Origin of the sequence: Aphanizomenon sp. UHCC 0183 (assembly GCF_009712065.1) — a bacterium.
Taxonomy (GTDB): domain Bacteria; phylum Cyanobacteriota; class Cyanobacteriia; order Cyanobacteriales; family Nostocaceae; genus Dolichospermum; species Dolichospermum heterosporum.
The window spans coordinates 74,167-89,013 of record NZ_VILC01000009.1 but is presented as its reverse complement, the minus strand read 5'-3'; the positions used below and the strand labels follow the sequence as shown (position 1 = coordinate 89,013).

At 36.8% G+C, this 14,847-nt stretch carries 9 protein-coding genes; all 9 read right to left on the bottom strand.

The genetic code is table 11. From position 1 onward, the window contains the following. Positions 1 to 154: 154 nt before the first annotated feature. Positions 155 to 1,261 carry a hypothetical protein gene (locus FJR37_RS04380; protein WP_168465401.1) on the bottom strand — a complete coding sequence of 369 codons (1,107 nt, stop codon included), beginning with the start codon at positions 1,259 to 1,261 and terminating at the stop codon, positions 155 to 157. An 87-nt stretch (positions 1,262 to 1,348) separates the two neighbouring features. Next, the gene (locus tag FJR37_RS04375; RefSeq protein WP_168465400.1) at positions 1,349 to 1,768 is read right to left on the bottom strand and encodes a hypothetical protein; all 420 of its coding nucleotides are present in this window, start codon (positions 1,766 to 1,768) and stop codon (positions 1,349 to 1,351) included. Next, a complete protein-coding gene (locus tag FJR37_RS04370; RefSeq protein ID WP_168465399.1) occupies positions 1,765 to 2,076 on the bottom strand; it encodes a hypothetical protein in 312 nt (103 codons plus the stop codon). Before FJR37_RS04370 ends, FJR37_RS04375 begins: the two co-directional genes overlap by 4 nt. 270 nt (positions 2,077 to 2,346) lie before the next feature. Continuing rightward, positions 2,347 to 4,206 carry a hypothetical protein gene (locus FJR37_RS04365; protein ID WP_174763389.1) on the bottom strand — a complete coding sequence of 620 codons (1,860 nt, stop codon included), beginning with the start codon at positions 4,204 to 4,206 and terminating at the stop codon, positions 2,347 to 2,349. 140 nt (positions 4,207 to 4,346) lie between these two features. Continuing rightward, positions 4,347 to 4,652, bottom strand: coding sequence for an acyl carrier protein (locus FJR37_RS04360; protein WP_027402681.1), 306 nt, complete (start codon positions 4,650 to 4,652; stop codon positions 4,347 to 4,349). Further along, complete coding sequence (locus FJR37_RS04355; protein ID WP_168465398.1) at positions 4,653 to 5,981, bottom strand: condensation domain-containing protein; 1,329 nt, start codon at positions 5,979 to 5,981, stop codon at positions 4,653 to 4,655. Between the two features lie 431 nt (positions 5,982 to 6,412). Beyond that, positions 6,413 to 8,056, bottom strand: a complete 1,644-nt coding sequence (locus FJR37_RS04350) for a PfaD family polyunsaturated fatty acid/polyketide biosynthesis protein (protein WP_053537998.1) — start codon at positions 8,054 to 8,056, stop codon at positions 6,413 to 6,415. A 238-nt stretch (positions 8,057 to 8,294) separates the two neighbouring features. Next, the gene (locus FJR37_RS04345; protein WP_168465397.1) at positions 8,295 to 10,946 is read right to left on the bottom strand and encodes a PfaB family protein; all 2,652 of its coding nucleotides are present in this window, start codon (positions 10,944 to 10,946) and stop codon (positions 8,295 to 8,297) included. 112 nt (positions 10,947 to 11,058) lie between these two features. Beyond that, a partial coding sequence (locus tag FJR37_RS04340; protein WP_168465396.1) for an SDR family NAD(P)-dependent oxidoreductase occupies positions 11,059 to 14,847 on the bottom strand: 3,789 nt, incomplete at its 5' end.

Sequence of the window (14,847 nt, the reverse complement as noted above, 5' to 3'; positions counted from 1 at the left end):
TCACTGGGGGATAAATCCCCTCTTACAGCTTTCATCCCCGCCTGAAAAGACATTGATTGCTCCTAAGAATTTTGGGGATTTTTAGGGATCAATTCCGGGGTTTTTAGCCTATATTCTTATAAAATAAGCGATCTTAGATGGTCTAGTTTATTTATCACCACATTGGAGCCATTATCACTAGCGATCGCACTTCGGGTGCTTCTGGCATTAATGACCTTTGTAATAATGCTAATCCTAGCCCCACTGGAATGATAACTACTGCTATCAGCCCGGCAGAGGCGAAGGCTTGAATAATCATTATAAAGATGATTACAGTCGGGTCTGGTTCTATCCTTTCAGTTGACATCCAGTACACCACAATAGCTGGTAGCACTCCTAATAAAAACACAGCTACTAAGGCTTCATACCCTAAACCTTGACCATCTAAGGCTGGTGATTGAGTAAGTTTGTTAGTAGTGAGGAGTAAATCAGCAAGTGGTGTTTTGCTTGCACTACCTCCACCTCTGATAATCAATCCCAGATTCCATGCTTCTAAAGCCACACTCACGAGATTAGCTATTAATACTCTATATACTCCAGGAGCTATTAGAGCATTAGTAGCCGCAGAGAGTGATAAGCCCGGCGTTATCCAGGCTAAACCAAACACATACAATACCAAACTCACTCCAGGCGGTTGGTCTATCCCTCTTTCTGCTAGACTCTTGCCGGGATACTGCGGGTCTATAAGATTAGGTATTGCTAACCCTGCTAGTAGGGGAAGCATTGGCGTGTTTACTAACCAGAACATCTTGAGTAACCAAAACACTACCGCCGCTATTCCTACACTCATTGCAGTGAGCGTCAAGAAGCCGAGGTAAGTGCCTCTATGCCATACATCTTTATTGAGGTATATGAGTGAGCCTACTATTAGCAAGGCTACTACTCCAGTTAAATAACCTGGTGGTTTTGGTATTGGAAGCCAGAGGAATGCGACCAGCGTTATCACTCTTGCTACTTTCATCCACCCTGCACCAGATAACTCAACTGCTGACTCCTCCCCGCGTGCTAGTAATTGGTTAACGTCTACATCTTCATTGAGTAGATAAACCAATAAGTAAGCCAGTACCACTGCTATCACTTTCACAGGTGGACTGGCTTGTAAGTAATGTGAGATTGTGAGAGTTGCCGCCCCTGCTATATAAGGACTGGTTAAGGAATATTTTGCTAAGGCAGTCGTTGTCCATAAGAACAGGAGCAGTGCGATCGCTAAAGTGAGATTCATATAGTGGGGAAAGTGGTACTAATTCCTTACTCTATTCTTTTTTCTGGCAGCCTAATACCATTTCTACTTAGTTGATATAAGGGTCAATCATTTCTTACACTCCACAGTTTCATAAGTTCCATTAGGCTTGCCGAACCTATCGGTAATCTCTTGATAGCCTATTACTAGGGATCCAGACTGGGTTATGCGGATTGCCTCTCGGCAAGCAGTCCGCACACCTTTATGTAAGGTATTTTGCTCTAACTCCCGGTCTTTGTTCACTACTACATCAATCCATTCACTACCAATAGCTAACGCTGCCCGAACTTCTATCTCCCCTCTTTCAGTTGAAAGGATTATAGTGTCGTTAAAACGACCTGTCCTAGTTACTACTGCTTCCTTAAACAATCCAGTAGATTCATTTCTCCAAGGTGAAGCTGGTGCTGCTGATATAGGTAAAGAACGATAGGAGTCTAACCCTGCGGCTGCTAATAGTACAAACACTAACAGTTGTAGGAAGTTCTTCATTGCTCCCAACTTATAAGTGTTGGTCGGTTATAACCATCAACTGCTAGTGTTGCTACACCTGTTCCAGGCTTCTTTACTATTCTTTTAGGACTATCAACCCATATAATCTTTTCTCTGAATTGTAAAGCCACGCAGCTTGAGCCGCAGAAACCTGTAGCCTCAGCCTTGACACTATAAGTTCCTGGAGCGGGGTAGATAGAGTAGAACAACTCTGGGTACTCCCCACTGGCAGGACTGATAGCTAACCAGGCTAATCCTAACCATCCTAGACTGCTCACTAACAGCCCTATCAATTTGACTCTTTCCATTGGTACTTTGACAGTAATGATTCTTGATCATAATCTGAAAGTGTTTGATAAGTGGGTATGGCGGTTAGACGTAGAGAGCTTCTAGAAGCTTTGCTTGGTGTTGTACTAGGCTGGGGTGGCTTGGTCTTTCACTAGGCACATCAATCCTTATACCTCTAGCTATAGGTTGTTCCAGGATAGATACCAATAGAACCTCACAGGGAGGGGTAAAATATTTAACTCAGCAATCATGACTTTTCAAACACCCTCTTGAAGAAGTCGGGGATCTTGTTAGCGATTTTTCAGAGAAGGGAAATTTTTCCCACCTAATTCAATTTGTCCAGTCACACACCCAGCCTTTAACCTATTTACTAAATACTCCAAATCATTAGCAATAAAATTTGTCCCATGATCTGGTTCTACTAAGCTAATTAAATTGACATCACTGATTATTTGATCACCTAAATCAGCAATTCCTAAAAAGTTGAAAACCCCTGATTCATAAGTTCCACAAGGTACAGAAGGATTATTCATCCCCACACAATATTCCTTTTCTTGAAACCAATCAACATCAGGATAACCATGAAAGTGAACAATTGGCGCACCATTAGCAATTAATTCTGGTGTATATAAAGCCGCAGCCAAACTAATGGCTAACATCACATAGATATCATAGGATGGTTTAATATCTGCTTTTTGTGCATTACTTCCTAATGGTAATTGCAGATGTAATTTATCTTGTAAACCAATCCGTAGAATATCAGTATCAATGCTTAAATCTGTCTTATTTGCCCCAGAACGAGAACTAACTAGCCAAATATCAGGTATTTGCTTAAATCTATTTTCGGCGTTGATATTTAGTTTTATATAACGTCTACCTTGTTCATTTTGGCGAAGTTCATAACTACTAAATCCCGCTACAGGTAATAAATTATCCCATTCATCAATAGTGATTTCTGGCTTACCTACATAATGAGGAGGTTCAGCATAAGCCACAAAACCATAAGATACTCCTGTTCTACCATTCACAATGACATTCACAATATCTCTATGGGATTTTCTTTTAACAACTTCATCTAATTTAAACCCAGCCGGAAATAACCCTGTAGATGCTAAATCTTGCCCTAATTTAATTAATTTTCCAGCATAGGTTGATAAATGAGGATTATATTCTCCTATTTCAAAACGACTAATTAATAATGGAGTAATCGGCACAAATACTTTGGGAATCAGTGATTTTAAGGCAAAGTTCTCCACTTCATGGGGGGCAAAATTAGAATCAGAAAGATTCATATTCAGAATTGAAAACTTTTCATGAGATACACCAATCACAATTTCTGAAAAAGTCTTAACTAATGTATTTATGCCAATGCGAATTTTTTCTGGATAGGGTGTAATTGGACTAACAAATTCATCATCTATATCAGTTAAAATTATTACTTGTGTATTTGTTGGATCTTCAACATATTTAGCAGCATGATCTTCAGCCCAACTACTTAACTTAGCAATTTGTACAACAGACATTTTTTGTTTTTCTTTCAGCCATGTATAAGATAACTTATACCAAGTTTCAGCGACAAATATTCCTAATTTTCTTAACCATGAATTTGGTCTTTCTACATCTATTACAGCATCAATATCTGCTCTGACACTCTGCATTTTCAAAGATTTATGCCAGTTAATAATGGGAATTTTAATGGTATGTTTCAATTCCGTTGTTGCTTCTTTCCAAGGAATTACCTTGACCCCATGCTTTTGGAGATAAAATATTAATTGTTGGCGAAATCTGACAATAACTTGATTATCATAATAATCCGGTAAAGGTCTAAAAGTCACTTTTAAGTTCTCAGCCATAAACTGAGGATTAATAACTGGAATTTGATATCCCGTGGGTGACTCTCCAGAAAAACCACCAATTAATTTACCAATAGTTTGTAAACTAATACCTTGCATTAAAGGTTCATGAACATAGTCATTAGTAACATTCATTTCCTGAATTAATGCTAAAATATCTTCTTTATATTTAGCTATTTCTATTTGTATTTCTGGAGTAATTACACCCTTGGGAGAACGAATATTCAGTTTGCTATTTTCTGACCAAAATAATACACCTTGTTGAGTGAGTTTTGCTAAAATTTCCGCTGCGTTCATCACAAAATCTCCCGTGTTGAAAAATAGGAATTTAGAAAAGAGGACACCTGGCTTAATTAGGCTACCCTAATCTAGCGAAGTGTCCCAATAATCAAGGAGGAAAAACTGGTTTGTCAGTAATTAAACAGAATTTGTAGAGGTTATATCTGGATAATTTCTGACTGAGAATTTTCTAATTCTTCAGATAATCTGAGAGAAAGTTCTTCAATGGTGGGATAATACCAAAGGTGGATAAGTGACAATTTGAATCCCAAAAACTTTTCGGCTTTACTAGCGATAACTATGGTTTGTGCTGAGTCTAAACCGTAACTATCTAAAGGTTCACGAATATTTATTTCTTCTGGATTAACTCCCAGTAAAGAGGAAATTTCCGAAACTAACCAAGCTTGTATTTTAGTAGCGTTATCTTGGTTTTCTGAGAGAGAATTAGAGATATTGTTATTCATTTATGTACCTACTGGTATTAAGTAACGCGATGAGACTTTCATGATAGAATCAATGCAATGATCAACAAGTCTTTCCATAGTTTGCTGATTAAGTGAAGGTTGAGAAAAGACAAAATTTAGGGTCATTTTTTCCTGAAAAGTAGCAGCGTGAACAATAAACATTCCTGCATATAAAGCATGAGAACCAACAAAACTGATTTCCTCTAGTTCTAATTCTCCATAAGTATGGGGAATATTGACTTTACCAAGATTGGAAACTGAGACTGTAGGAGATACTTGATTAGGGAATAGTAAAGAAAAATTTATCAAATATTTAGCTAGATATATCATTTGAAAAATTTCTCCTTGGTGAATTTTTTTATTGAGATTATGTTTGACTTTTCGCGCTAATTCCCAAAAAGATGTATTATTGGTAATTCTATAAAATTTCATCAAAGACGCTGCTAAAACCGTCATATTCTCTGTACTAATTTCTGGTTGTAACCGTCTTCTTAAATCAAGATATGATAAACAACTAACTGGAATATTATCTTCATGGTTTTTAGCCAGTTGTTTGGAGACTGTTAACATTAGTGCCGCACATAAAGCACTTTGTACTGTAGTATTTTCTTGTCTGCATTGCTGAATAAACTGCCGTGTTGATTCTTCACTAAGTTGTCTATGAATGATTTCGCAACGACGTTGAGAAATAGGAACATATTTTTCTACTCTTAATGCTTTTGGTTGATTCCAATATTTTTGAAATGCAATATTTAATAATAAAGCAACTCTACCTAGTTTGCTTTTGAAACTATTTGTCCAAGTGGGTAATAGTTTTTCAATGGGTGGAAGTGGTTCTAAAGTAGTAACTATGGGAAGAGATTTACCTTCGGTAATCTTTTGACAGTAGGTTAAAATTTCTGAGTGAAGTTGGACACTTGATAAACCGTCGGTAATAGCATGATGTGTGGTTGTAATCAGATAATTAATATTTTGCTGATTTAATATCTTGACAAGTACGACTCGCAGCAGGTATTTACTACTATCAATTACCTGATTCATTTCTGCATTAACGATCGCTTCCCATTCCTGACTTTCTCTAATATTAACAACTTGCAAAGGAAGTTTTCCTGTACCTTTAGACTGATAATAGTAAGAATTTCGAGAGTTAATAATATGAGAATTAAGCGCAGGATGACGATATTGAATAATATTTAAAGACTGTCTGAGAACTGTTTCTTGAATATTTCCTCGAATCCGGCTAATGGTAACTACATTCCATGTTTTAGCCCGTTGATTCAGGATTTCCATTGTTTCTTCTAGCTGTCCTAACTTTCTATTTATAGCCATATTTATCACAACCTTTGGTAAAATGTAAGTAGGTGAGCGTTGAAAATTGTCGTTATGGCAAGGCAAAAGGCAAGAGGCAAGAGGCAAGAGTGAAGAGGGTTTGGGCGATTTTACATTTCTTTACACAGTTTGGTTTTATTGTGTTCACCTACTTAGGTTTGGTTGAGGTACGTTCACGTAAAACCTCTATCCCGCAAAGAACTCAAGTCATCTCATTCCCAGTCTCTGACTGGGAATGAATTCTAGAAGGCTCTGCCTTCAATAATATTAGAGGCAGAGCCTCATCAACTGCATTCCTAGTCAGAGACTAGGAACGAGATGTGGTAGGGATTTGAGCTTAAGTTGACACCAATGGACGAAACCCAACACCCCTTGCTATCCTACCGCTAATGTTGGGTTATGCCTTCGGCACGCTACGCGAACACTGTCCCTCAACCCAAGCTACTTTGTGGATGATATTGACTGTATTCTTCTGGCATTTGTAAGCCTTGAATTTTCAAGTTTTGAATCCGATACAAATACGCTGCACCTGTCATGATTTCATCTGCCACATTAACTACTCGGCGATTATTTATATCAGCTAAATAAGAACCACGTACCCAATTATTAAAACTTCCCATTGCTGGTCCACACCAAATTTGATAATCAATTTCTCGACCCTTTTCTCCAGTATTAGACCACCGGGAAGATAATCCTAAATACCAGCGAAATATTAACGCCATTTTTAGTTTAGGATTATTGGCAGCTTTACTTAATTTTTCTGGGTTACGTTGAGATAAATAAGTAGATGTTTCTTGCCAAATTTCGGAAATTGTTTTTCGCAGAATTTGTTTTTCTAACTTTTCTATTTCATCTGGGGGAATTTCTGCAAATGAATTATAGTTTCTGTATAATTCCCATAATTTTTGAGCGCGAAGGGGGAAGAGAGTTCCCCGTTTAAGAACTTGTAATTTGACTCCCATTTCAAACATATCAGCCGCAGGTGCCATCATTACATCAGTCATTTCTGCTTCAGCTAGGAGCTTTTTTGTATATTCTGAAGTTCCAGCTTCAACGCAAGATTGATTAATAGAACCAGTGGCAATATAAGCCGCACCCATCATTAAAGCTGCTAGGGCTGATTGAGGTGTAGAAATTCCCCCAGCTACACCAATTCTTACGGGTTTTTCATAATCATATTTGCCTTGAATTTCGTCCCTTAATTCTAAAATAGAAGGTAATAAACAAACCAGTGGACGATTATCTGTATGTCCTCCTGAATCTGCTTCTACGGTAATATCATCAGCCATAGGAATTTTTGCGGCAAGATTAGCTTGCAATTCAGTAATTAACCCTTGTTCAACTAATTGAGTTAAAATTTTTGTGGGTGCAGGTTGGAGGAATTTAGTAGCAACTTCCCGACGAGAAACTTTAGCAATAATTTTGTTTTTGATTTCGATTTCATTGGCTGAATTTAAACTCAGTCCAGCCGCCCGATAGTAGACGATATTATCACTTAAATCTAAGAATGCAGAGGCTTCAATTATTCTGACTTGATGCTGTAAATACAAATCAATTAAACGCCTTTCGATAGCAGGTTCACTAGGACTATGAAGTAAGTTAAAAGCATAAGATTTGTTATGCAAAGCTTGTTGAATTTTGTGAATTGCTGCTTCTATCCGGGTAGGAGATAAACCTCCTGCACCAAAGGAGCTTAAAATGTTGGCTTTTCCCAAGGTAATTACCATTTCTTCGGATGCAATACCTTGAGCCATTGCTCCAGTCATATAGGCATATTTGACGCTGTAGAACTCTAGAAAAGCTGGATCACCTAATTGATGAAATCCGATTGGAGGAACAGTTAAAAGCATTTCTAGCTTTTGAGTTTTACCGTTAGCACTATATGATAGACTGCCTTCATTGCTAATACCAATTTGTCCTTCTTTATTCAGAATATAACAAGGGGAATCCAAATTCATCAGTTTATTTTTAATATTTTTTGCATCAAAGGACACAGTATTTAAATCGCCTTGCCATCCTTGATAATTGTTATTCATGGAAGGGGAAAATTTGAGTTGTTGATGTTGTTTTAACATGATTTTTGTAGTGAATAAGTAGGTGGGCGTTAAAAATTGTCGTTGGGGCAAGGGAACTCTTAACTGGGAACAGGAAGAGAGTTTTGAGTGATTTTACTTTTCTTCGCATACCTTTAAATTTTGGCGTTGCTGAATCGAGGTATGAAATTGCCAAATTGAATCTTTAAAACTCAAACCTTTGCGTCTTTGCGCCTTTGCGTGAGACTAAAATTCATACCCTTAATCAGCAACGCCATTTTTACTGTTCTTTTTTGGCTTGTATCACCATTTTTTTGTACAAGTCTAATTGCTGTTGGAGAAAGAGACTAAGTTGTTGGAGTGATATTTGCCGGGACTGTAATAAAAAGTTGTGTGCTTTAGCCATACGGGCATGATTTTTATTTAAACTTTGATAATTAGGGATAGGTGTCATTTTGTGTTCATAATCTAATAAAGAAGTATCTTCTGCAAATTTGATATTAGGCAAAGAATATAAAGGTGATAAATCCAACTCAATTCTATGACTAAATAGTTTGGCTAAGGCTTTAATAATCGAGGTATGATCATCTACACCTCTTCTATTTAGGGATACAGCTAGATGTCCTTTGTCTTTGAGAATTTCGCTAATCCAACGACTACAGTTACTACCAACACCAACTTCAATAAAGATTCTGACATTATCATTGTAGGCACGATTAACTAAGCGAGGAAAATCAAGTTGGTGACAAAGGGCTTTAGCAATATTTTTGCCTATTAAATGACTATCAATTTTCATGGGTGCGTATTCTGCCGCAGAATAGAAAATTGTTTTTGAATTGGTTTGGATAGGTAAGGTATTGACCTTTACTAATTCATCATATTCAGAGTGCATTGGTTCACAATGAATTACATGATTAATTGATGTGGGAAAAGCGTCACATTTTAAAGTTTGAATAACTCTTTCACAAGCTTTAGTTTCACCAGCAATAATGACTTCTTCAGGTGTATTGATTAAAACAGTATAAACCCGATTTTCATTTTTTAGAACCTCTTGCACCAGGGAAGAGGAACATATCAAAATGTAGTTACTCCAAAATTCTTCCCTTTTACCTTCATGAATTAAGGGTAATCCCCAATGTTGACGAACTGCGTTTTTAGGACCAGATAGCCGAGTTTTAAATAAAGGAGATGAGTTCAAATAATCGCTCGTACTTTTAAAGCTAGTCCAGACACCTTGGGCTAACATCATACTGGTTTCACCAAGACTATAGCCAAAGCTGTATGGGGATTGAATTTGGAAATAGTTTTTCAGAATTGCTGTCATTAATCCGGCGATACCAACTTCTGATTCCAGCATAGAAACGGGATCATCTATTAATGTTTGTTCTATGCTTTCTAGTTGTCTTCTTAATAATTTATTGATGCTTCGAGGATAGAGAATTTTTTCAATATTGGCGACTCGATTATAAACACTTTTGATGACAATATCATTATGTAGTTGAGGAAAAAGACGAAAAATATTTCTTCCTAGTCCTATATAGGAAGTAAAAGAACCAGGATAAACAAAGGCGACATGACCTTTTTTCCCTTGGGGATTAACCGTAAAATAACTACCAAGAGGAGTTTGCCAGTCTTTCCCAGTAGCAAAAGCAATTTTTACTCCCTGAATTGCCCTTTCAATTTCTCGTTTTAATTCTTCTGGATGTCGTGAGAGAATTGCTAAGGCGTAAGTTGATTGTTTATATTGCTGATATTTTTGAAAATAATCATTAGCAAGTTGAGATATGGAAGAACCATTTGTGAGACTTTGTTGAAGTGCGGTAATTTGTGTTAATAAAGAAGAACGATCATCAGCCGCAATAGGAAATAAATAATAAGGCATTTCTGCTAAATATTGACTACTGCGTTCTACTTGGCTGATTTCTTCTGACAAAATTAAATGTCCATAAATATTATTTTCTTCCATCATATTTACCGCAGCCACTCTTTTAGTCGCACCAGGTTCTAAAAACCAAGGTTTTGATTCTACCGCTACATAAAAGGGACTTCCGCGCCAAATTTCTGGCTGTTTAGGATTAGACCATTGGGGAACACCAGGAATATAACGATGATATAGGCAAAGTGCGGTTTTGATGAGGCTAAATATACCAGATGAGGCTTGTGTGTTACCAATATTTGCTTTAACGCTACCCAGTCCACAACTCAGATTTTCTCCCCCTGTATGATAGGCTGATATTAAACCTTGAATTTCTGCTATATCTGCGTTGGCAGTCCCTCTAGCAACCACTTCTAAATAACCAATATCTGCGGCTTGAACATCTGCTATTTGAAACGCATTCTGACAAGCTTGAGTAATGGTTTCCGGGTGATTGGGAGAATGTTTGACCACACTGAAACCATCCATGATTGCATAGATGCAATGATTTTGTTGCTTGGCTGTTTCATGCAGTTGTAACACTACTGCGGCTGCACCTGCTGTTTTAATTGCATTTTCAGCTTTTTCGTCATAACTAAAAGTATATACACCTTCATTAATTTCTATCGGGTAACTCTTGTCTATGCCGACAATTAAAACAGCTTCAACTTGCTGGGTAGTTAATAATTTTTGACTGACATCCAAAGCCGATAAAAGCGAATTTTCCTCGGCAAAAAATGCTAATTCAGCAGAGATATAGTTAGCTAATTTAGCAGAATTTTCTGTAGGAGAAATGATAATTAAAGCTATCTTCGTTTCTGGTTGAATTTTAGCATCTTCCAGAGCAGAATTGATTAATTCTCGACTTAATGGAGTTTGCTGATAATTTTCAGATGTAACTAAATTTTGCTTGCTTTCATAAATCAGACGTTCAAATTTATTTAATGTTGGTGAATTACTAACAAAACAATCCATACCGACAATTGCTAATTTTTGATTTTGTGCAATTGATTTCATTATTATTCTCCGGTTTTTACAAACTAACTGAAATAGAGGACACAGAAAAAGATTCCTAGATAAATACACCCTTAAATCCTCTCTGCGCCTCTGCGCCTCTGCGTGAAAAAATCTAATCTTTGGCTATTTGTCGAGGTAGAATTGTTCCTTTAGCACCAATCATGCGATTATAAACTTGTCCTTGACGGTTATAGGTAATCACATCTGTAACTACTGATGATTCTGTTTTTGATTGGACTTCACAAGTAACATAAAATGTTTCACCAAAAGGGACTTTTGCAAACTGTTCAAAATGCTTTATTTCTGATGGTAAACATCCAACTTGATGAAAGTGTTGTGTCCAAATCCAGAGAGAATGAATCTGGACATCTGCTATATAAGGATTGAATGTTTGCACCGGAAATTGTCCCTGTTGCTGTGTAGTTGGTTCTGGTAAACAGCATTCAATGGTTATCTGACTAGGACTGGTATTTAAAACTGATTTTACGCCTTGAAATGTGAATCCATGAAATAGGCTAGAAGCATTTACTTGGTATAATTCTTGATTAGTTTTGAGAAAATTTTCATCCTGATTAAAGTTCAAGTTTACATAACTTGGAGGTGTGGGAATTTCTCTTTTGAGAATTAGATTTGTGCTGAAATGATAGCGAATTTTCCCGTCTGGTGTCTGACTACTAATTTTAGCAGCAAATTCTATTTCCTGATTTTCATGTTTCGCAAGTTCTTGAAGTTCTAAAATATATTCACTTGCGGAGTCCTCACCAAAAACTATGCCTTTTAAAACTTTGAAATTGGGAGAACTGAAGGCTGTAAATCCAGGATAGAGTTGTTCACAAGCATTAGTCATCCATAATAACCCACAGGTAGCAGGAAGTACGGGACGACCGGCGATAACATGATCCTGTAAAAATGGGTTTTCTGTTAATGTTAATCGGCGTTTAATCCGATAGGTCTTTAAATCATTTGATAAAGTTGCAGGAACATAAATTAATGGACTACCAATCACTAATTGAACTGTGCCTTGATTAGCCGTTGTTAGTTCATCAACTAATATTTGTGTTCCTGTTTCTACGGGAATAACTTCAATTCCTCTGGCTGCAAAAGCTTTCTTTAATTCTGATGATACCATGCCACTTTCCCAAGGTCCCCAGTTAATAGCCATAACATGACAGTTAGGGTAATTATGTTTAATTAGATGGGCTGATTTGTTGAGAATTTCATTGGCTATGGCATAATCTGATTGTCCTGCATTTCCATAAAATCCCACTACGGAAGAAAACAAAACTAAATATTGCAATTGACTTGCTGGTACACACCGCAGGAGATTTTCTAAACCTTTAACTTTAGCTGCATAAACATTTTCAAAATCTTGAATTGATTTCTTTTCAATGCGCTTATCAGCTAAGTTTCCTGCACCATGAATTATACCTGTTATCGCCCCAAAACGTTCAATTACATCTGCAAGTTTTGATTCTAGTAATACTGTGTCAGTAATATCTACACTCAGATATTCTGCTTCCCCTCCAGCTTCTACAATAGCTTTCAGAGTATTTTGAATTTCTCGCTGTGAGGAAATACTTTGATACTTTTTCTGTACCATTATCGGTGTTGGTTTTTCCCCTTGGGCTTGAAAATTTTCTAAAATTCGCTGTTTTAATTCTGCTTCATTTTCACAATTTTCTGCCCAAACTGGTTCAACTTCTGTGGTGGAACGCCCTAAAAGAATAAATTTACATTGATATTGTTGGGCGATTTTTATGACACATTGGGCTGTGATTCCTTTTGCACCACCACTCACGAGAAATACTTGATCTTTAGTAATTTCTCTTGCAGAATTGGTAGTTGGTAATGGGCTAAAATCTGCAATTAAAGTAACTCTACCTTTGTTGCTATATCCTACTTCTTGAATTAACAAGTTTGCATCATAAATTTCTGCGAGGATATTTTTTACAGATGTTTCTGAATCTAAGTCTGGATTTAAGTCAAGGGAACGACAAAATACATTTTCCCATTCTTGATTAATACTCTTGCTAAGTCCGAATAATCCTCCAGAAATTGCACTAAAATTATGGCTTTCTCCTAATCCAAATTCACCATCTAAACGCGCAACGCTAATAAAACAACTGCGTCCAAATTTGGCGGCTGCGTTGAGTGGTTCTTTCAGATATTTAGCGATTAAGAAGACATGACGCAGAATAGATTTATCTATGTCTAATGATGTTGCTGGGTGAAGGTGAATAAATGCAGCTACAGTCCCATAATTATCAGCAATCTGTTTTAACTGTTGTTGTAAACTGTCTTCATTCCAATCCGTTAAAACTACTCTATTGATACCTGCATTAACATTTGACTCGACACCGGGGAAACTTAAAACTACAGTTTTCCAACCTTTCGCTATCAAACTTTCTGCTAATTTCTCTGTGGTGGAAGAACCATCATCAGTGATTAATGTAATGTGATTTTCAGAAAGAGAAAATTCTAAACTATCTGGTGTGGGAAGTTGCTGTAATTTAGCAATACTGCGGCGGATATTTGGTACAGATGTGATTGTGATATCTTCTACTATTTCTTCAGTCAATAAATTAGGAATTCTCTGGGCTTGTTGCTGCATATAAGTGGCAATTTCGCCTAAAGTTCTCAATTCTCCAATTTCTTCGGGGTTGGGTTTAGGTAAATCGGGATATAGTTCTAATAAACCTCCTAAAATTTCTACTCGTTTGATAGAATCAATTCCCAAATCTGCTTCCATATCCATTGACAGTTCTAGCATTTCCACAGGATAACCTGTTTTGTCACTGACAACTGTTAGCAGAATATCGCTTAAATCTTGGAAAATTTCTGCTTCTTGTTGCTGTTCTTCAACTACGGGTGTGGCTGGAATTAATTCTGGTTGGGGAACTTCTACTAATACCTCTTTGCTAATAATTGCTGTTGATATTTCTACTTGTTGATTTAAGATATCTGGAACTAAAGTTTGCATATATTCAGCAATTTGTTCCAAGGTTCTTAATTGTCCTAATTCTTCAGGGTTGGGTTTAGGTAAATCGGGATATATTTCTAATAAACCTCCTAAAATTTCTACCCGTTTAATAGAATCTATTCCCAAATCTGCTTCCATATCCATTGACAGTTCTAACATTTCTACTGGGTAGCCTGTTTTATCACTGACAACGTTTAGTAGAGTTTGACTAAGGGTAGCTTTATCTATATTTGGGATGGTTTTTTCTTCACGCAGAGGCGCAGAGGCGCAGAGAGGAAGAGGTTCAGAAATATTCTGATTCAGTAAGTCTGGTTTTTGATCATTTTCTAAGTCTTGTTGAATTTGAGGATGATTTACAAAGGTTTTTTCTTCACGCAGAGGCGCAGAGGCGTAGAGAGGAAGAGGTTCGGAAATATTCTGATTCAGTAAGTCTGGTTTTTGATCATTTTCTAAGTCTTGTTGAATTTGAGGATGATTTACAAAGTTGATGACTTTATTTTCTGAGGTCAGTAAATGCAAATGTTTTTGCAGAAGTTGAAAGTAATTTTGGGTATATTCATGTTGATATTTGAGATATTGTTCATGAATGCGGAGGGTATCACCTTGATGATCATGAAACCGCATCATGTTCTGTTCAGAGTTGGAAATTGCTAGTTGTTGAGTTTGGGATTGATGTTCTGTAGTTTGATTATTTCCCAATAATAAATACTGTTGCTGCATTAATTGAGAAAATGTCTTTGTGTATTCTGTTTGATTGTGTAAAGATTGTTCATGAACGTGGATAATATCTCGTTGTTGCTGGCTAAATTCTGTGATAATTTTTTCTAAGTTGTGAATAACTTTTCCCTGATTATCAGGTTGGATTTCGACTTGTTCTAATTTACCATTGAGTGAAGTTGGGTGGTCGTTGTTACCCTGTGG